Origin of the sequence: Roseimaritima sediminicola (assembly GCF_009618275.1) — a bacterium.
GTDB classification, from domain to species: Bacteria; Planctomycetota; Planctomycetia; order Pirellulales; family Pirellulaceae; genus Roseimaritima; species Roseimaritima sediminicola.
Genome location: NZ_WIAD01000073.1, coordinates 1 through 19,435, shown reverse-complemented (window position 1 = coordinate 19,435; position 19,435 = coordinate 1). Strand labels below are relative to the sequence as shown.

15 protein-coding genes and 1 tRNA gene are annotated in these 19,435 nt (G+C 58.3%); 13 read left to right on the top strand and 3 right to left on the bottom strand.

Features of this window, described 5'->3' with window-relative positions; genetic code table 11:
• Nucleotides 1-1,480: 1,480 nt before the first annotated feature.
• The 13 genes from GE027_RS21250 (at nt 1,481) to GE027_RS23820 (ending at nt 16,171) form a co-directional block, all read left to right on the top strand.
• Nucleotides 1,481-3,274: a type I restriction-modification system subunit M gene (locus tag GE027_RS21250; protein WP_153559239.1), complete on the top strand. Its 1,794-nt coding sequence runs from the start codon at nt 1,481-1,483 to the stop codon at nt 3,272-3,274.
• Nucleotides 3,271-4,638 carry a restriction endonuclease subunit S gene (locus GE027_RS21245; RefSeq protein ID WP_153559238.1) on the top strand — a complete coding sequence of 456 codons (1,368 nt, stop codon included), beginning with the start codon at nt 3,271-3,273 and terminating at the stop codon, nt 4,636-4,638. The genes GE027_RS21250 and GE027_RS21245 overlap by 4 nt, the downstream gene beginning before the upstream one ends.
• Entirely contained in the window at nt 4,635-5,384 is a 750-nt protein-coding gene (locus tag GE027_RS21240; RefSeq protein ID WP_153559237.1) for a hypothetical protein, read from the top strand. The genes GE027_RS21245 and GE027_RS21240 overlap by 4 nt, the downstream gene beginning before the upstream one ends.
• 17 nt (nt 5,385-5,401) lie before the next feature.
• Nucleotides 5,402-6,322, top strand: a complete 921-nt coding sequence (locus GE027_RS21235) for an endonuclease NucS domain-containing protein (protein WP_153559236.1) — start codon at nt 5,402-5,404, stop codon at nt 6,320-6,322.
• Nucleotides 6,323-6,862: a Fic family protein gene (locus tag GE027_RS21230; RefSeq protein ID WP_153559235.1), complete on the top strand. Its 540-nt coding sequence runs from the start codon at nt 6,323-6,325 to the stop codon at nt 6,860-6,862.
• A 183-nt stretch (nt 6,863-7,045) separates the two neighbouring features.
• Complete coding sequence (locus GE027_RS21225; protein WP_153559234.1) at nt 7,046-10,156, top strand: type I restriction endonuclease subunit R; 3,111 nt, start codon at nt 7,046-7,048, stop codon at nt 10,154-10,156.
• 580 nt (nt 10,157-10,736) lie between these two features.
• Entirely contained in the window at nt 10,737-10,979 is a 243-nt protein-coding gene (locus GE027_RS23825; protein ID WP_153559233.1) for a DUF1580 domain-containing protein, read from the top strand.
• Nucleotides 10,972-11,265: a helix-turn-helix transcriptional regulator gene (locus GE027_RS21215; RefSeq protein WP_153559232.1), complete on the top strand. Its 294-nt coding sequence runs from the start codon at nt 10,972-10,974 to the stop codon at nt 11,263-11,265. Before GE027_RS23825 ends, GE027_RS21215 begins: the two co-directional genes overlap by 8 nt.
• Nucleotides 11,258-11,635, top strand: coding sequence for a hypothetical protein (locus GE027_RS21210; RefSeq protein ID WP_153559231.1), 378 nt, complete (start codon nt 11,258-11,260; stop codon nt 11,633-11,635). The genes GE027_RS21215 and GE027_RS21210 overlap by 8 nt, the downstream gene beginning before the upstream one ends.
• A gap of 166 nt (nt 11,636-11,801) precedes the next feature.
• Nucleotides 11,802-12,617, top strand: coding sequence for a helix-turn-helix domain-containing protein (locus GE027_RS21205; protein ID WP_162006859.1), 816 nt, complete (start codon nt 11,802-11,804; stop codon nt 12,615-12,617).
• Nucleotides 12,608-13,360, top strand: coding sequence for an ATP-binding protein (locus GE027_RS21200; protein WP_153559229.1), 753 nt, complete (start codon nt 12,608-12,610; stop codon nt 13,358-13,360). The genes GE027_RS21205 and GE027_RS21200 overlap by 10 nt, the downstream gene beginning before the upstream one ends.
• A gap of 826 nt (nt 13,361-14,186) precedes the next feature.
• Nucleotides 14,187-14,699 (top strand): hypothetical protein, encoded by a 513-nt coding sequence (locus tag GE027_RS21195; RefSeq protein WP_153559228.1) that lies wholly within the window; start codon nt 14,187-14,189, stop codon nt 14,697-14,699.
• A gap of 119 nt (nt 14,700-14,818) precedes the next feature.
• Nucleotides 14,819-16,171, top strand: a complete 1,353-nt coding sequence (locus tag GE027_RS23820; RefSeq protein ID WP_153559240.1) for a tyrosine-type recombinase/integrase — start codon at nt 14,819-14,821, stop codon at nt 16,169-16,171.
• Here the strand turns inward: GE027_RS23820 and GE027_RS21185 are convergent.
• The 3 genes from GE027_RS21185 to GE027_RS21175 all read right to left on the bottom strand — a co-directional run.
• A tRNA-Ile gene (locus GE027_RS21185) sits at nt 16,131-16,204 on the bottom strand. The genes GE027_RS23820 and GE027_RS21185 overlap by 41 nt on opposite strands.
• Before the next feature lie 286 nt (nt 16,205-16,490).
• Nucleotides 16,491-17,855: a hypothetical protein gene (locus GE027_RS21180; RefSeq protein ID WP_162006858.1), complete on the bottom strand. Its 1,365-nt coding sequence runs from the start codon at nt 17,853-17,855 to the stop codon at nt 16,491-16,493.
• A gap of 283 nt (nt 17,856-18,138) precedes the next feature.
• A partial coding sequence (locus tag GE027_RS21175) for a hypothetical protein (protein WP_237607707.1) occupies nt 18,139-19,435 on the bottom strand: 1,297 nt, incomplete at its 5' end.

Here is a 19,435-nt window from a genome sequence, read left to right as displayed (position 1 = left end):
TGAAAGCCGCGAGGGTTAATCTCTCCTGATCGCATCCGCAAGATGAAAACGCTGGTAACGCGGAATGGCGAAGAGAGGGGAAGCCGTGATCCCCGGCTTGCGACACGCCGCGGTTACTGCGGCTCGGAACGGACCCTGCGGCCGGGGACAGGCATCGCACGAGTTGGTTGCCAGCAGCCTGGCACGATAAGTCCTGGCCCGCTCTACCCCGTTCCAGCCCCTTGCCTCGGCTGAGGACCGCAGACAAACGTCAGTTGCGAAGCAACGACCGTCGATAGCCTGGGATGCCAATCCCAGGTCGGCGACACCCCACCCGGTTTGACAGTCGCGAAGCGACGACCGTTGGCCTGAGCGACGCAAGTCCTCGGCTGGCGCTGTAAGATGCGAGTACAACCGACCGCCGTCGCTCCGCGACTCCCGACGTATCTTGGCGGCACCTACCTCGGATTGGCATCCGAGGCTATCAACTACCATCGCTTCGCGATTCAGCGCCGCTAACATCGACATGCGAGCGTGAATGGCATGGTCGCTGCGTGAGGGACGGTCACCAATACAATCGACGTCCCTAGCGGGAGAGTAGACGCCAGTCGCCAAACGTTGACGCTACCGCAAGACCACTGAGCCGACGGCGCGAGCCGCGGGCCCTGGCCGGCTGAGGAAGCGCGGCCGCAACAGGTGACTTCCGGACGGTGGAGCTTGCGCTTTCGGGGTGTTAGAAAAGCTCGCGGCGGAATGAAGTCCAGCGGTGCGAGACCCGAGGCTCGCGCCGGCGGCTCAGAGGGTTACCGGCAACGCCAGCCTACCGCGGGCAACTACACCAAAACATTGCGGAAAACATCGAGTAGGCCAGGCAGGACTCTCACTATCCGCTGAAACGCTAGAAAAAACCGCCGCTTCCGCTACGGCGGTCCCACAGGCGGTCCCATCCGCGTCAGAGCACGATCGCCAAACGGCTGAATTGTTTAATTGCTGGGGACGTTTGAACGGTGCCCAAAAGCATGACCTGCTGGAGATCGCCAGGGGGATGACGAGGATCAACGATAGAAGCTAAGCCGTTCGAAGAATCTGCCGATCGGCCGGCGACGGCGAATCCGGTATGGAAAGCCGTGCAGACGTTGCGCTGCAGCGTCGAGCACCACGCCGGCCGTCTACTAGCTACAATCCTCTGCAGACTTCGGTACGCTCTGAGCAAAACACAGAGCGACCATCTTCCGCGGCTGCCGGGGGTGCCAAGCCGGAGAGGCTGAGCGCCCACCTGAATACGGCACAGGCCACGCAGTTTCTCGGAGTCTCGCAAACACGTTGCGGAGCTGGGCAAAAGCCGGAACGATCTCGATGCAGATCAATTCGGCAAACAGATAACGACTGTTCCGCGGGCAAGACCTGCAGGCGTTCCTCGGCCTCCGTGGCGCAACCGATTTCGCGGATAGTCAAACCATCGCATTTTAGGAGAAAGGGCACGCAGGAGGCCTACAGACGCATGAGCCAACAGAATCTCTCTTCCTTTATCTGGTCCGTCGCGGACCTGCTACGCGGCGACTACAAGCAGTCGGAATACGGCAAGGTGATCCTGCCGTTCACCGTCCTGCGGCGGCTGGACTGTGTTCTGGAGCACACGAAATTGGCCGTCCTGAAGGAAAAGGACAAACGCGAAGCTGCTGGGCTGAACCCTGAGCCGTTCCTGCTGAAGAAATCTGGCTTGCTGTTCTACAACACGTCGCCACTGGACATCAAAAAGCTGATGGGCGACCAGGATAACATCGCGGAAAACATGTTCTCCTACGTCCAGGCCTTTTCGCCGGCCGTGCGGGACATTTTCGAGTGTTTTGACTTCCACGTCCAAGTCCAGCGGCTCGAGAGAGCCGGCCTGCTGTATCTGGTGACCGAAAAGTTCGCCAACATCGACCTCCACCCGGACGTCGTCAGCAACGAACAGATGGGGCACGTCTTCGAGGAGCTGATTCGGAAATTCGCGGAGCTTTCCAACGAAACCGCCGGGGAGCACTTCACGCCGCGCGAGGTCATCCGGCTGATGGTCAACCTGCTGTTCATCGAAGACGACGACGCTCTGACTAAGCCCGGCATCGTCCGTTCGCTGTACGACCCGACCGCGGGAACCGGCGGCATGTTGTCGGTGGCCGAGGATCACCTGAGCGGCCAAAATCCGGATGCTCGGCTGGTCATGTACGGCCAGGAGCTCAACGGCGAGTCCTACGCGATCTGCAAGGCCGACATGCTGATCAAGGGGCAGGACATCAGCAACATCATCCACGGCAATACGCTGTCCGACGATGGCCTGCCGGGCAAGCAGTTTGACTACATGCTGTCCAATCCGCCGTTCGGCGTCGAATGGAAAAAGATCCAGAAGGAAATCAAGAAGGAGCATACGCAGGACGGATTTAACGGCCGCTTCGGGCCTGGGCTGCCGCGAGTCAGCGATGGTTCGCTGCTGTTCCTGATGCACCTGATCTCCAAGATGCGTTCCACCAAGGACGGCGGCAGCCGCTTCGGCATCGTCCTGAACGGTTCGCCCCTGTTCACCGGCAACGCAGGCAGCGGGGAGAGCGAGATCCGCCGCTACGTGCTGGAGAACGATCTGCTGGAGGCGATCATCGGGCTGCCGACCGACATGTTCTACAACACCGGCATCAGCACCTACATCTGGATCGTCACCAACCGCAAGCCAAAACACCGCAAGGGCAAGGTCCAGCTGATCGACGCCAGCGCGATGTGGCAGAAGATGCGAAAGAGCCTGGGCAGCAAACGCAAGGAACTGAGCGACGAGCACATCGCGGAGATCACGCGGTTGTTCGGCGACGCCAAAGAAGTCTACGTCGATCCTGACACCGGCAAGCGTATCAGTCGAAAGGCGCTAGCCTCCGGTTCCCCGGCTACGCCGATCAGCCGCATTTTCAAGACCACGGACTTCGGCTACCAGACCATCACCGTCGAGCGTCCACTGCGCGACAAGGACGGCCAAGTCGTGCTCGAAACGCGAGGCAAGCGGAAAGGCCAGCCCAAGCCCGACAGCAAGCTACGCGACAGCGAAGAGGTTCCGCTCGGCGAAGAGATCCACGAATACTTTTCCCGCGAGGTCAAGCCGCATGTGCCCGACGCCTGGATCGACGGGGACAAAACCAAGATCGGCTACGAGATCCCATTCAACCGGCACTTTTATGTGTTCAAACCGCCCCGCGATTTGGACGAGATCGACGCGGAACTGAAGGGCGTGACTGATCGAATCGTGGCCATGATCGGGGAGCTTTCGCAGTGAGTTTTCCAACTTACGACGAGTACAAAGCCAGCGGCGTTAATTGGCTTGGCAACATCCCAGCTCACTGGTCACTTAAGCCGCTCAAACGTTGCATCGAGCGGAATGACGGTGGTGTTTGGGGAAGCGATCCCGATGACGACGAAGGGGATACCGTGGTGCTGCGCTCAACCGAACAAACCGTCGATGGAGAGTGGCGAATCGAAGAGCCAGCGAAGCGAAAGCTGACTCAAGACGAAGTAGATTCCGCGTTGCTAATTGAAGGCGACTTGCTCGTCACTAAGTCGAGCGGCAGTGCGTTGCACATTGGAAAGACCACGATTGTTAGTTCCAGGATTGCGGAATTGCGATGTTGTTACTCGAATTTCATGCAACGACTACGGACCTCAACTTCTTTGATCCCGAAGTTGGCGTGGTACGTTTTAAACAACGGTTTGGCACGTCGGCAGTTTGATTTTCTTGCAAATTCGACGACGGGACTTGCTAACTTGAATTCGACGATGATCGGCCAAGTGCTGATTCCCTTGGCTCCCCTAGCCGAGCAAAGTGCGATCGCGTCGTTCCTCGATGTGGAAACGTCGAAGATCGACGCTCTGGTGTCGGAGCAGCGTCGCTTGATTGCGTTGCTGAAGGAAAAGCGGCAGGCGGTCATCAGCCACGCGGTCACCAAAGGCCTGAACCCGAACGCCCCCATGAAACCCTCCGGCATCCCCTGGCTCGGCGAGGTGCCGGAACATTGGCGAGTTGGGCCGCTGAAACGGTTTTGGAGCGTTACCGACTGCAAGCACGTCACCGCCGAGTTTGTTGATGATGGAATCCCGCTCTCTAGTATCCGGGAAGTCCAAAGCAAATGGGTAGATTTAGATAATGCTAAGAAGACCACACAAAAGTTCTACGAATTGTTAATTGAGGGTGACAGAGAACCCAAAGTTGGCGATCTGATTTTCAGTCGCAATGCAACTGTTGGAGAAGTGGCGCAAGTCGGCGAGCACACGCCGAAATTCGCGATGGGCCAAGACGTTTGCCTTTTCCGGAAGCACAACAAAAAGTCGTCGTCCGACTATTGGCAACACGTCTTAAAATCAACTGCAGTAGTCGAGCAGATGAGCGTTGCAATGGTTGGTGCGACGTTCAAGCGTATCAATGTTGACGAAATTAGGAACCTCTCTGTCGCAGCCCCCCCCTGCGAGGAGCAAAATTGGATCGCGGCATTTATTGAGAATCGAGTGGGACGACTTGATCAGCTCCAAACAGAAGCCGAGCGAGCCATCGAGCTGCTCCAGGAACGCCGCGCCGCCCTGATCTCGGCGACCGTCACCGGCAAGATCGACGTGCGTGGCTACGCGGCAAGAAAGGTCGTGGCGTGAGCGGGCGGTACTCGATTCGCGATGGATGGTGCCGCCGGATACCGCTCCTGCATCAAATCCTTGCCGGCTCACGCTCGCCCAAGGACTTTCCCGATCCGACCCGCGCGCTGGATTTGCACGATTCCTGCGCCGTCTGGGAGCCCCTGCACTACCTGCTGCGTTCGCTTCTCGGCTGGAGCAATCCGGCTCAGGGACTCGCGTGGTGGTACCAGAACGGCAAGCCGATCACAGACTCGCGGCTGCTCGAACTGGTCACCCGCCTGTGGGGCTGCGACGACGCAGTCGATTTTTATGCCGCGTGGGCTTGGAGCAGCAGCGAGCCAGCGACGGGGAAGCCGCAAGCGGGGGCAACATTTCCGGACGGATCTTGGTGGACGCAATTCCGGCAGCGGCCCAGACCATCCTGGCCTGATCCTTACCACGGTGGCAACAATCCGCTACATCTGGGGCCCAGTGACGCGGAACCGTTTGGCGGCATCGAGGACGAACCGGACCGGAAGCATGCGTGGCATCTGTTCCACGATGAGCCCACGCGACGCGCAGTGTTAATCGTCGATCACATCGGAATTTGGCGTGATGCTCTCAACCGTGCCGACGCGAGGCTGCCAGACGTCGGTAATCACTCCTGGTACGTCGAGGTGTTCGATCGTCAGTACGGCCGGCTTGGAACCTTCCGGAAAAGCCGCGTCACTGGCCGCTGGTTTCAAGGCAAACACAGAATCCACATGGCGGGAAACATCAAGTAGGGATCCAACGTAGAATCATGAGCGACATTAAACTATTCCGCACCGTTGGCCAGACGGTAACGCAACTGGAGGGTCATTCGGTAGCCCTCGAGAAGTCTCTTCAGACGCTTATAGAAACTCACCTAGACGTGTTTCTGGGCATTCGATTCATCGCCAGCGAGTATTCGACAGGCAAGACGCACAGCGGACGCATCGACACGCTGGGTATCGATGAAAATGGCTGTCCCTGCATCATCGAGTACAAACGGTCCAGCAATGAAAACGCCATCAATCAGGGCCTGTTTTATCTCGACTGGCTACTCGACCATAAGGGCGAGTTCGAATTGCTTGTGCTCAAGCGGTACGGCAAGGCAGTGTCCGACAGTATTGAATGGTCAAGTCCACGATTGCTGTGCATTGCCGGCGACTTCACCAAGTACGACAGTCACGCGGTACAGCAGATGAACCGCAACATCGAACTGCTCCGCTACTTGCGATTTGGCGAAGAGTTTTTGTTGCTCGAATTGGTGAATGCGGCGCAGGCCACAGGGGAAGTTTTGATCGCCACCACCAACACCCCCACGAAGAAGTCGAAACACAAATACAAACACATAACCGAACAGCTTGCTGATGCGGATCCGCAACTTCTCGATGTATTTGAAGCAGTTAAATCCTTTTGCATGTCGCTCGGCGATGACGTTCAAGCGAAGACGCTAAAGTTTTACATGGCGTTCAAACGCATCAAAAATTTTGCGTCGGTAGAAATTCGAACGAACGCCAGAGTGGTGTTAGTGTATGTCAAAGTAGATCCCGACACCGTGGAGCTTGTGGATGGCTTCACGCGAGATGTTCGGCAGATTGGTCATTTCGGAACCGGCGATTTGGAAATAACGCTCCGAAAATCAGAGGACCTAGAGAAGGCATTGCCACTGCTCGAAAAGAGCTACGAGGTATCGTAAGTGATAACCGATACCCTTTCGGCCAGCAAACATCTGCGGCGGTTGGTCGATTTCGGACTGCTAGCAAAGAAAGGTAGCGGCGCTGGCACGTATTACGTTCCGACCGAGAAAGCGATGGCGAGCTGGGGCACTGGTCCAGAAACAGGGCAGCAAAGCGACACATTACCCGATTCGGAGACCTTACCACCGGAGCTCCCCGGCTTATCACCGGAGCTTGACCGCTTACCACCGGAGCTCCCCGGCTTATCACCGGAGCTTGACCGCTTACCACCGGAGCTGCGGGACTTACCACCGGAGCTTGCTGAGCGAATGGTGGCGTTAGGGAAACGAGCCAATCCAACGCGGATGATTGATCTCGTGCTGGATTTGCTTCGGTGGCGACAGCTTTCGCTGGCAGACTTAGCTCTGCTGACCGGACGGACACAAGATCACATCCGCAAGACCTACCTGAATGACCTAATCTCCGCCGGTCTCGTAGAAATGTCCATTCCAGAGAATCCCACGGACCCACGACAGAGGTATAGTGCGAAGCGTCGATAAGCCAAGAGCGAAGAGTTCGCCGTTTGTGTTTCGCTGGCAATACCCAACGGGGTTTGTGTCTCGTTTTCCGCGTTTCATGAGCCACAAACCAATTTGTATCTAGCAGACGATCCACAAAAGCCGAGCCCACCCCCTCCCAATGGTGGTCGAGTTCACGACGAGCAGCAATGAAGCCCGAGAGAAATGGCAATCCACAACGAGATCGAATTCGAGAACGACATCTGCGACCACCTTGCCGCTCACGGCTGGCTTTACGCGGAACAGGACGCCGCCGGCTATGATCGCCAGCTCGCGATGTTCCCGGCCGACGTACTGGCCTGGGTCCAGGAAACCGATCCCGATGCCTGGGCAACGCTGACCAAGAACCACGGCGGCTCGGCCGAGGGCGTGCTCCTGAAGCGGCTCCGTGACTCACTGGACAAGAGCGGTACGCTGCACGTCATCCGCAACGGGTTCGATGTGCTGGGCCTCCGCAAGCCGCTCCGGATGGCTCAGTTCAAGCCAGCCCTGGCGATGAATCCGGACATCATGCAGCGGTATGCGGCCAATCGGCTGCGGGTCGTGCGGCAAGTTCGCTATTCCCAGCACAACGAAAACAGCCTTGATCTGGTGCTGTTCCTGAACGGTATCCCGGTCGCGACTGTCGAAATTAAGACGGACAATACCCAGAGCATCGAGGACGCGGTCTATCAATACAAGAAGGACCGCAATCCCAAGCCGAAAGGCCAAGCGGCGGAACCGCTGCTGACCTTTCCCTCCGGTGCCCTGGTTCATTTCGCGGTCAGTAGCAGCCGGGTGAAAATGACCACCAAGCTCGCTGGCTTGGCTACCGACTTCCTGCCCTTCGACATGGGCGATAACGGCGCCTCAGGCAATCCGCTGAACCCCGCCGGCCACCGCACGGCCTACCTGTGGGAACAGGTCTGGCAACGCGACAGCTGGCTGGAAATCCTCGGCCGCTACATGGTGGCCGAGCGGGATGCGAAGAAGCGGATCACCAAACTGATCTTTCCCCGCTACCACCAGCTCGACGCCACCCGCAAACTGCAACAGGCGGTCCTGGCCGAAGGACCTGGCCAAAAATACCTGATCCAACACTCGGCCGGCTCCGGCAAAACCAATTCGATCGCCTGGTCCGCTCACTTCCTGGCGGACCTGCACGACGCCAACGACAAGAAGGTCTTCGATACGGTTCTGGTCGTCTCCGACCGCCGAGTCATCGACGGGCAGCTGCAGGACGCGATTTTCGGCTTCGAACGCACCGCCGGCGTGGTCGCCACGGTCAAAGGCGGAAAGGGCAGCAAGAGTGCCGAGCTGGCCGACGCGCTGTCGGGTGACAAGAAGATTGTCGTCTGCACGATCCAGACGTTCCCGTTTGCGCTGCAGGCCGTGCGAGAGCTGGCCGCAACCGAAGGAAAACGATTCGCGGTGATCGCCGACGAAGCCCATAGCTCGCAGACGGGCGAAGCGGCCTCGAAGCTGAAGATGGTCCTCTCCGCCGAGGAGCAGCAGGAATTCGAAGACGGCGGCACGATCAGCAGCGAAGACATTCTGGCCTCTCAGATGAGCTCTCGCGCCGCCGACGCCGGCATCACCTACGTCGCTTTCACCGCCACGCCCAAGGCCAAGACGTTGGAGCTGTTCGGGCGTCGCCCTGCCCCCTCAGAGCCGGCCTCCGAGGACAACCTTCCCGCCCCGTTCCATGTGTATTCGATGCGTCAGGCCATCGAAGAAGGTTTCATCCTGGACGTCCTGAAAAATTACACGTCCTACAAGCTAGCCTTCAAGCTGGCCAACGCGGGCAAAGAGTTCCACGATACGGAAGTCGAACGCAGCACGGCCGTTAAAGGGCTGATGAGCTGGGTGCGGCTGCACCCGCACAACATCGCCCAGAAAGTGCAGATCGTGGTCGAGCATTTCCGCGACACCGTCGCGCCGCTGCTCGAGGGCCGGGCCAAGGCGATGGTGGTCACAAGCAGCCGGCTGGACGCCGTCCGTTGGCAATTGGCGATCAATAAGTACATCGCGGAAAAAGGCTATCCCCTGCGCACCCTGGTCGCCTTCTCCGGCGAAGTGAACGACAAAGAATCCGGTCCCGAACCGTTCAAAGAAACCAGCGCGGAGCTGAATCCCGGCCTGAAGGGGCGCCACATTGCCGAAGCCTTCAAGGACGACGAATTTCAGATCCTGCTGGTCGCCAACAAATTCCAGACCGGGTTCGACCAGCCGCTGCTGTGCGGGATGTACGTCGACAAACGACTGGCCGGAATCCAAGCCGTCCAGACGCTGTCGCGGCTTAATCGCTGCTTCCCGGGGAAAGACGACACCTACGTCCTGGACTTCGTCAACGAGCCCAGCGAGGTCCTGGACGCCTTCAAGACGTATTTCACGACAGCCGAACTTTCCGACGCGACCGACCCGTACATCATCCTTGATTTGCGGACCAAGCTCGATGCGCTAGGGTATTACTATGAGCACGAAATCGAACGAGTGGTCAACGTCGTGCTCGATCCCACATCCAAGTCCGAGCAACTGGCTGCCGCGATCGAGCCGGTAGCCGACCGCCTCCTGAAGAAGTTCTCCGCAGCGAAAACCGCCCACGCCCATGCCAGCGAGAATGATGACGAAAAGGCCCAGCAGGCGGCCAAGGACACGATGGATGCCCTGATCCTGTTCCGGTCGGATGTGGCGACCTATCTGCGAGCCTACACGTTCCTTTCGCAGATTTTCGATTACGGCAACACCGACTTCGAGAAGCGAGCGATCTTCTTCAAGCACCTCGTCAGGCTGCTGAAGTTCGGCCGAGAACGCGAGGGCGTCGATCTATCGCAGGTCACGCTCACGCATCACAAACTAAGCCACCGCGGCAAGAAGAATCTGGGCTTGTCCGATGAGGACGTTCCGAAGCTCAACCCGATGACCGAGATCGGCAGCGGGATGGTTCGCGAGAAGGAGAAGGCTTACCTGAAAGAGATCATCGTCAAGCTGAACGAAATCTACGGACCCGAGACAAGCGACGGAGATCAGTTGTCGCACGCAACGACGCTGAACGAGAAGGTGCTGGAGTCGACGATTCTGCAGCAGCAGGCGGCAAATAATTCAGCGGCTCAATTCGCCAACTCGCCGGACCTCAGCAACGAGCTCGTGAACGCGATCATCGATGCCATGGATGTGCAGACCGAGCTGAGCACGAAGGCGCTCAACTCTCCCGAAATTCAGGACGGCCTGAAACAGATCCTCCTCAACCAACTTGGCTTGTACGAGAACCTAAAAGCACGAGCCGCGAGTGCGTAAACGTTACGGTGAATTTTCCCAACCAGAAACCAGCAACAAAAGCCTCAAAACACAAGGGATTAGAGGCTCGAGAAACCAGACGGGACTCGATTCGTTAAAACGCTAGGGAATAATGCCGCTGCCGCTACGGCGGTCCTATCAGTGCGCGGCGAGGACGAGCAAGCCGAGCTGCTGGCCATCTGGGACCGACTCGACGATGCGTAGCGGGCCGAACTGATCGAAGTAGCGTTGCGGATCGCCAGCCAGTAACGGCTCGATGCACCCGAGGGGAATGCGTCGTCACAAAAATCAGTGCCGAGCCCTCTCGGCAGCGAAAAAATACGTTTTTTCTGAACCGCGAAGAAAAGAAAACGTGTGACGTCACTCCTAAGCGCCAATGCTGCAATGGGTTACGCACCGCAGGAGTTCCCTAACGCACAATTTGACAGCCGCAGCGATTACGCTAGCATACCCCCGATGTTGCACGACTGAGTGTGACGATCATCCACGGTGACCGAACAACGGAGCCGGCCGAGCCATTTGATGGCTGCGCCGGGGCTCCGGCGTCAAACGGCCGGCTTCCCACTTCAGGAGGAAGCACATGGCCGTATCGAATGCGACCCGGTATCTCAAACTGGCCGAAGCGCCGGCAGAAGTAAAAAGGCTCACTGGCGAACCGTGCTGCCGGGCAACTGTCTTTCGCTGGCGAAAGCAGGGCATCCGAGGGGTTCGCCTGCGATGCATCTTTTTCGGCGGTGCCCATCGGACAACCCGCGAGTGGCTCGAAGAGTTTTTCGTTGCCGTAGCGGCCGCTCCCGAGTCGGAGGGCCGTACCAATGCGTAACGCCACTGACGCCGTGCTGCTCCACGGCATGGACCCTGACGCACTAACTGACCGTATCACCGCCGCCGTGCTGGACCAAATCCGCCCGTTGATCGATCGGCGAGCGGACCGGCTATTGTCGCGTGACGAGCTGGCTGAGTTCCTTGGCATGTCGGAGTCGATGGTGGACAGCCTCGTCCGTCGCGATGCGATCCCGGTAATTCGCGCGGGCCGGTGTGTCCGGTTTGAACGGGACGCTGTGCTGGCCGCCCTGGCCAACGAAAAACGGGGCGTCGCTGATGCGTAGCGAACACCCCCAGGACGATTGCCGCCGTCCCTCGAATCATACACCGAACGCACCCGCCCACCAACAGACGCTCTTCGCCGGCGGCGAACAGGCCGTTTCGCCGGAGACTCGCGCAGCGGCCTATGCAGAATCCCAGCCGAAGCTGACTCGCCGGCTCACAGCCGCCATGGACGCACTGCGGGCGGCCGGGCCGCGCGGCCGAACGCGCCATGAGTTGGCTGCCGACTTGGGCCTGAGCCTGCAATCCGTCTGCCCTATAGCCCTGCGTCTGCGTCGCGAGGGACTGGCCCGCGAGAGCGGCCGACGACCGACGCCATCCGGCAGCATGGCGGCCGTGCTAGTGGCAATCGACCAGGGGGAAGATCAATGAGCGATTGGCAAAGCGACGACTCCCCCGAGGCATCCCAGCCCGTTGATTACCTCGCATTTCTCGATTGGTGTTTTTACTGTCGAGGCATGCGCGACACGACGCAAACCACCACCCCGATTGAAGAATGGGAAGCCTGGCGTGCGGACTGCTACCGGGGAGGGCGTCGATGACCAACCCCGATCTTCTCCGAGGCCAGCAGTTGTTCGCGCTGCGGAAGTTGGTCCTGGATGCCTTTACCGAACCATCCGGCTCCAAGGTGTCCGGCGCGGCCATGAAAGCGGTGTTACGAGCCATCGACGACCACGGCGCTAAATGCTGGGCGAGCATCACGACCATAGCGACCGAAACGTGCCAAGGCGAGAAGACGGTAAGGCGTGCAGTCAAGGCATTGGAGTCGATGGGGCTGGTCACTGTGACGCCCAATGCTGGGCAAACCAGCATTCTCGAAATCAACTGGAAGGCGATCCCCACCCCGGTCACCACGACCGAGGTCACGCCCGAAACCACCCCGGTCATGCAGTCCACAACCCCGGTCACTATGACCGGGGGGGCCGGTCATGCAGCCCACAACCCCGGTCATGATGACCGACAAAGCGATAAGAAACGAAAGGTAACCGAGAAGAAACGAAAATCTCTTGTCGCTGATCGCGACGAGGAGTGTTACCGAGTTGCCTCTTGGATGTTTGGCCTGATCCTCCAGGTGGCACCCAAGGAGCAGCAGCCCAACCTGAACCAGTGGGCGAACACCATACGCCTGATGCGCGACCGTGATAGGCACACCATCGCGGAAATCAAGCAGGTGTTCCAATGGGCCAATGCGGATGACTTTTGGAGGGTCAACATTCGTTCGCCCGACAAACTCCGAAAACAGTTCGCAAATCTCCACGCTCGAATGACCAATCCATCGAATGGAAAACCCCGCACCGCAAACGTCGGCGCGGGAGTCAATTACGACCCCCAGAAGGAGCTGTCATGGCGATGACCACAGAGGCAACGGAACGTTTCATTGATCGTGTGAAAGCGGCACAGCAGAAGTTCAACGAAATCAAAACCGAAAGAGGTATCGCCGGCCGTTTGGACGAGACCGACAGGGAGGTGCTGAGCCAATGGCACGTCACCAACATCGCATGGAAGTGGCTGAGAAAGGATCGCGGCAAGCGTTACGACGGGTGCACCTTCGATAACTACCAGATCACCAACAGCAAGCAGCAGAAAGTGGTGGACAAGCTGCGAGAGTACGCAGCCGACCGCTCCAACATCGAGAATGGCCGGGGCGTGCTGCTCTTCGGGACCAAAGGTGCTGGAAAGGATCACCTGCTGATGGCCCTGGCTCACGCAATGGTTGGGATTCACGGCCTATGTCCTCACTGGATCAATGGCGTCACTTTGCATAACGACTTGAAAAAGCGAGACTTCGATGGCGAGGACAACTCGGCATCGGTGGGCAGATTCACAACGAAACCGGAAAAGACGCCGATCCTCTGGGTCAGCGACCCGTTGCCCCCGAGCGGTGCCCTGTCCGAGTACCAACAGAGACTTTTCTTCGAGATCATCGATCGCCGGTACAGCGACATGCGTCCCACCTGGATGACGATGAACATCGAGAACGGCAGCGAGGCCGAAGCCCGATTGGGCGCCCAGGCCGTTGACCGTTTGTGTCACGGGGCCTTGGTGCTCGCCTGCGATTGGGAAAGCTACCGCAAGGTGGGAGAAGCGAGTCGTTGACACGCCCGCCCAACGGCGACGAGACCGCCACAACGAGCGAAAACGAAGTTCAGAAAACCCGCAACCCCAAAGCCGCAGCAAACGCATCGCCATGACTTCCGAAACCCCAGCAAAACCGACCGATCCGGCCGAAACGCCGACTGCAACCGCTAAAGGTGCGTCTGAATACCTTGCCGACCTGCGAGCCGAGCAGGCCCGCGTCAAGGAATTGCAGCGGAGCCACCGCCGACGAAAGCCGGCACGCCGGAGCGTCGCAGCACGAATTGCCGCCTGGAACGCCCGGAGCGGCAGCAGGAGCACACGGACGATCAAGCCGCCCGAGAATGCTTACCGGCCGTTGCAGAACGTCTTGGGATCGCTGAGGCGACAGGTAGCAGATGGCTTGCACGTTCGACTTACGCCTAAGCGTCGATTGACCATCGAGACGAGAGGCGGGACCATCTCGCTCGGTGCGGTCTTTTTGGTCAGCGATGCCGGCCAGACCATTGTCGAGTGGATGGCCGGTCACTACAGACACCGCGGCTGCCCGCGATCAGCAAGGCCCATCCTGGTGCCTTGCGTGCCTGGCGTGGCCGACGATCGCTTCGCGGTGCGGTGCTCCTTTTGCCTTCACCCGCTCCGGCGGAAACCTGAGTAGCGAATGTCCGGCTCACCTAGCAGCAATCCTGGGTCAACAAAGAAGTAGCAGAGCATACAGAAGCTATCTCTCGCACTTTCCCCAAGATTGTGAGTTGACATCACACCCCAGCAACGTACCATGTGGACGTGACCTGAAATCACTGTGACGCCAGATCACACCCCATCATCACACACAAGGGAGAATGCAATGTTGCGAGAGCGTATCTGTGAAGCGATCGCCGTGGACAACTACACCACATCGAGCGTCGCTGCGTCCAGCGATGTGCCACGGGAAAGCTTGCATCGCTTCTGTTCGGGCAAGCAAGCAGGCTTGCAATTCGACGGCGTCGAGAGGCTCTGCGAGTTGCTCGATCTGGAATTGGTCCGCCGAGTCGACTTGGCCAAACACTGCGAGCTGAACTGGGTGGAAAGCACCCAAGAGTATGACGCGTTCCGAGAGCGGTACGACGAGGAGAAGGATGAGGAGTGGAATAGCTACCTGGAAGACTGCCGAGACGACTTCATAAAGGAGTGGGAGGGGGACGGCGAGCCGAACGTGACCAAATGGGAGGATGAATTTCTTACGGAGGAATTCCCAGTATGGTCAGACCGATACGATCGAGACCATTTTCCGACGCAAAGCAAAGAGGCCTTTGCCGATTTTGTAGAGTCCGAGCGAGAGCGGCTTTCTGGATTGGATTGGGTGATCCTGAAAGACTGACAGCACGATACCGTACGCACCTCAACGCCGCGGCTAGGTTCACGACCGAAATCCGATCCCCATGATCGGCCGCCGCAGCGTTTTCTTTCGATCATGGGGCAACCGATGGAATTGACCCGATGGCGAGTTTGCGAAAAGAGTCCGACCGTGGCCGCAACGGATGGCGATTGCGGTTCTACCTTCATGGCAAGCGGCGGTCTCTTTGGATCGGCGATTCCAGCAAACGGGCGGCAGACACGATTGCCCGTCACGTCGAAGAATTGGCTCGGGCGGCGGAAGCGAACGTAACCGCCGATGCCGGCGCGGTCCGCTGGGTTGAATCCTTGGAGGGCCGTATGCGGGACACGCTAACCCGGTGGGGGCTTTGCGATGCTTCGGACGGTCGACTACGCAGCGACGAGGGCCGCTTACTGGGGCCGTTTCTGGATGCGTACATCGCCCGCCGTACGGACGTAGCCGCGCGGACCACGGAAACCTACCGGCAGGCGAAGCGATTCCTGGTGGAGCACTTCGGTGCGGATCGACCACTACGCTCGATCACCGCGGCTGATGCGGAGCAGTGGCGTCGCTGGCTGCTGACCTATCCGGTACGCCGAGACAAGGACGGTAAGCCTCTCAAGACGATGGCAGAGGCCACGGTGGCGAAGCACGTCAAACGGGCTCGGCTGCTGTTCTCCGAGGCGGTACGGGGCCGTCTGATCGATTCCAGCCCCTTTGCTGCGGTCAAGATCGGTTCCCAGTCCAACCCCGCCCGTCATCATTTCGTCGACCGCCAGACGACCGCCGCCGTCCTGGACGCGTGCCCCGATCACGATTGGCGATTGATCTTTGCCTTCGCGAGATTTGCGGGGATGCGAGCGCCCAGCGAGGTGCTGGGGATGCGATGGTCGGACGTACTATGGGACACGAACCGGCTACGGATCGATTCGCCTAAAACCGGCCTTCGGTTCTGCCCGATCTTCCCGGAGCTGCGGCCGATCCTGGACGAGGCTTATCACGATGCCCCCGAGGGCGCGGTTTACTGTATCCACCGATACCGAGGCGGCGAGACCAATCTATCGACGATGCTTCACCGGATCATCGAGCGGGCGGGCTGTGTGCCGTGGGAGAAGACCTACATCAATCTGCGGTCGACCCGCCGCACCGAACTGCAAGAGGCGTTCGCGAGCCACGTGGTGGACGCTTGGCTGGGGCATTCATCCAGAGTCGCTGACGAGCATTACTTGCAGGTGACGAGCGACCACTGGGACGCCGCCGCGACCAAGCCCACCGGCACCGCCCAACGCGCGATAATGGGACCGCCGACGGCTGGCGGTCCCACTGGCGGTCCCATTCCTGCTCTTTCCCAGTGTTTCACAGCCGAATCGGACGTTGAAAACGTCCGTAATCCGGCTCCAAAAGACTCCAAAACACTAGGAAAGAATGGTCGAGTAGGCCAGGCAGGACTTGAACCCGCGACCAAGGCATTATGAGTGCCCTGCTCTAACCAACTGAGCTACTGGCCCGCAAGGACTTGCCGGGCGCGATAACGGGGTCGATTCCGCTGCCGCGTCAGGCGTCCGAGACAAGCCGAATTCTAACGCTCCGCCCTGCCCTGGCAAACCGCACGCCGTGGCGTCAGCGGCGGAAAAACGCGTCGGTGAGCGTCGGTGAGCGTTTCCCCGGGCTCGCGCCCGGGGCTACCGCATGCCATCGCTCTGCGATTCCGACCGAGGCCGTCTCCACACATGGCATCCGTCCAGGACACAGTATTTCCATTCGTAGCGGTCTATCGCTAGTCGCCCGGTTTCGCTATCGCTTCTCGTTGCCCGTGAGCTCAAGTTGCAGGTCAGATTCAAGGCCGTCGCATTCCTCTCTTGTCCAGAACCTGTAGTCCCCGGATTTGCGAACATGCGTCAATTCGTTGGCAAAGAGGGCGCGGATCGGTTCGCGCAGCGCGGCATCAGCAGGCATGGCAAGGAATTTGTCCGCCAGGTATCGCCGACCTGCTGCGTTCTGCATCAGAAGGTTGAGCGGTCGGCGAATTTGATCAGCCTCACCTTCGATTCCCTCAAACCATCGCCGGAGTAGATCAGCTGGAACAAGACTAATTCGATCCATCAAAATCAAGGTCTCGACACAGTTCATCCGGTCTGTTGGGTGCTTGGCATGCTTCAAGAATTCTACGGTTGCATCGACATGCCGTTGCTCTGTCGGCCAGCGCCAGCGAGCGAGGACCGCCGCGGCGTCGCGATCTTTGGATGTTTGATCTTGCAGGGATTGTGTGAAAACTGCGTGACTTGTTTCGTTCGGCGCGAACCCCAGATCAGCGTACGCGCAGATCAGCGAGTAGGACAGGGAAAGCTGGCCACTGCTCGACTCAAGGTCGTTCAAAACGCGGGACAGCAAGTGCGTTACAGTTGCAGGGTGACGCTGCGGTTGCCAGAGCGATTGCTCAAGCATCATGCCGCGGACAAACGGATCTAAGAACAATGAAGTCCCATCATTTAGATGACTGTCAACCTCCCTACGAATTCGCCGCATCAACTGATAGAAAAGCCTCTCGCGATCATGCGCGCCTTCCGGTGAAAGCGTCTTCGCACTTGCCTCACTCGAACTTGCTACCATACGATACAACAAATCGCTATATATGTTGGCCCAGGGCTGGTATTGCTTGTCCAGAAAAAGCTGCCGACAAGTTTCTCTGGTAAGTTTCTTGGCTTGCTCCTGCCCCGGATCGTGCAGGGCGCCTGGGTGTTGCACTCTCGCGTGCTCAACCCCCGCGCCATTGAAGTTCGTGAACCACTGCCGCGGGCCTCCCTTAGAGACCGTGAAACAGGCCCGAATGGGGTACCCGAAGAACTTTGCTTCGGCAGGCATTCTATACGAAAGAAAAATCGCCCCGGATTCACAGACCACCAACTCCTGCATGTAGCTTTCGTTCGCCTGCAGATCTGTCCGCTTGATGCTCTTGAGCATCCGAGGAAGTGGCAAGCTGAAATCGCTACGCTCCTCCGGACGTCCTTTCCGTGCTTGGTAGATAGTGGCGACGAGATTGTCGAGCACTTTAAATGAGAATGCAATCGGAACAGGCTCAGGGACGGAACCGTCAAAGCCCATTACCCAGTCTGCAACAATACAGCTTTTCGGGGCCTGTTCGCGGTCCACCGTCATCATAAACACATCGCTATCAGACCAATCAACGAAGATAGTCGAGAGTTCGGTATCGCCTTCCTTCTCTGTGAGCGAGGCAGTGGAGTACCCGCCGCTTAGCGTGCTGTGCGGCGACAATGGCGGGAGCGATGTACCATTGGGGGCGGTTTGCGCAATTGTGACTGTAGGACACAGAGCCATAAACAGAACTAAAACTCTGGCACTGCAATTAACCGCTACCGCCTGACGCCGCGGGGAAATGGGTGCCACGCGAGGCACTTCTCTCTGCTTGTTTCGAGTTGCGCAGCTATTGACTGGTAATGATAACATTGTAGTCCACATTGTAGACTTGGTCACCGTCGCCAAAGATTTCATAGGGATCATCCGGCTCATGAAGCACTGAAGGCACCAAAAGAAGATTGAAATGATAACCACCGAAATAGCGTGCATAACTTACCGACCCACCAAGCTTAAAGCTATACACACCTGATGCAGAGACATTCTGGGCCGACAGCGTTAGTGCGCCATAATTGTCAATGGGATAAGAGACAGCCACCTCTTCTATAAAGGCAAACGTATCGACATCAGTGTCCTTCAGATCGTCCCACAGACCACTGACATTCGCCGCCTTCAAATAATCAGACAAACTTGACCCCGCGTCGGCGTTCACTACGTCCGAAACGCTGGCGAACTTAAAGTCTACGTCAAGATCCTTGATATTGGGGTAATCTTCCAGGCTCGGCAAGCTGTCAAGAAATGACTGGATTCGCGAATGGATGTCATTGAGAGCCTCCCCAAACATACCAGGCGGATCCACCGGGTCGCTCGCCCCAAACAGCGCCTCCGCGTCAGGCCGGTCTGTGCTAAACAATTTCGTCGCAATCGTTTGGAAGACGGGCTCGAACGCACTGGAGAGGTCTGTCTTAGCGAGCCCCAGCCGTCGATCAAATTCCTCCGCGGCTGATTCGGGCGACATATTGCCGGCTTGCATGATATGGTCTGTGATTGACTGTCTCATCTCCTCGGTCATCAGTCCATCAAGAATTGCGTCCGCGGTTTTAGTCGGCGCAACGGTTGACACATACTCGACACCGCTACTCACTGCGCTCTCCGGCAAAGCACTAACCAACTCCATCCGCCAACGATCCGTCGCCTCCACAATCTGCTGGCGCAACCTCAAAAGCGGCGGGGGGTCATGCGGCTCGCCCTGTTGCGCTACAGCAGCCGGTGGCGAAGGAGCGGGCGGAGGATCGTAGTACAAATCGGCAACCACTTCGACCTGGTCAGCATTACCGCTTGGAAGGACGTAGATAAACTCGTCGTAAAAATACTCCCCGGCGCCCACCGAAAAGCTCATAGTACCAATCGGGACTAGAATGTCGCCGGCCATGACCGACATGACCAACTGGTAATCAGCCGAGGTGATGCAGCTATGCAAGCCAACGTCAACTAAAAATGGTATCTCCGTCTCAAAAACACCGACACCAACATCGGGGTCATTCGGCGACTTGACCAAACCTCCACTGGACCATGCATCGTCATACCCAAGCTGAAGCCCAAGATGCTCTGAACTGCATGGCTGGGGCTCTGGACCGTAGCTAGGA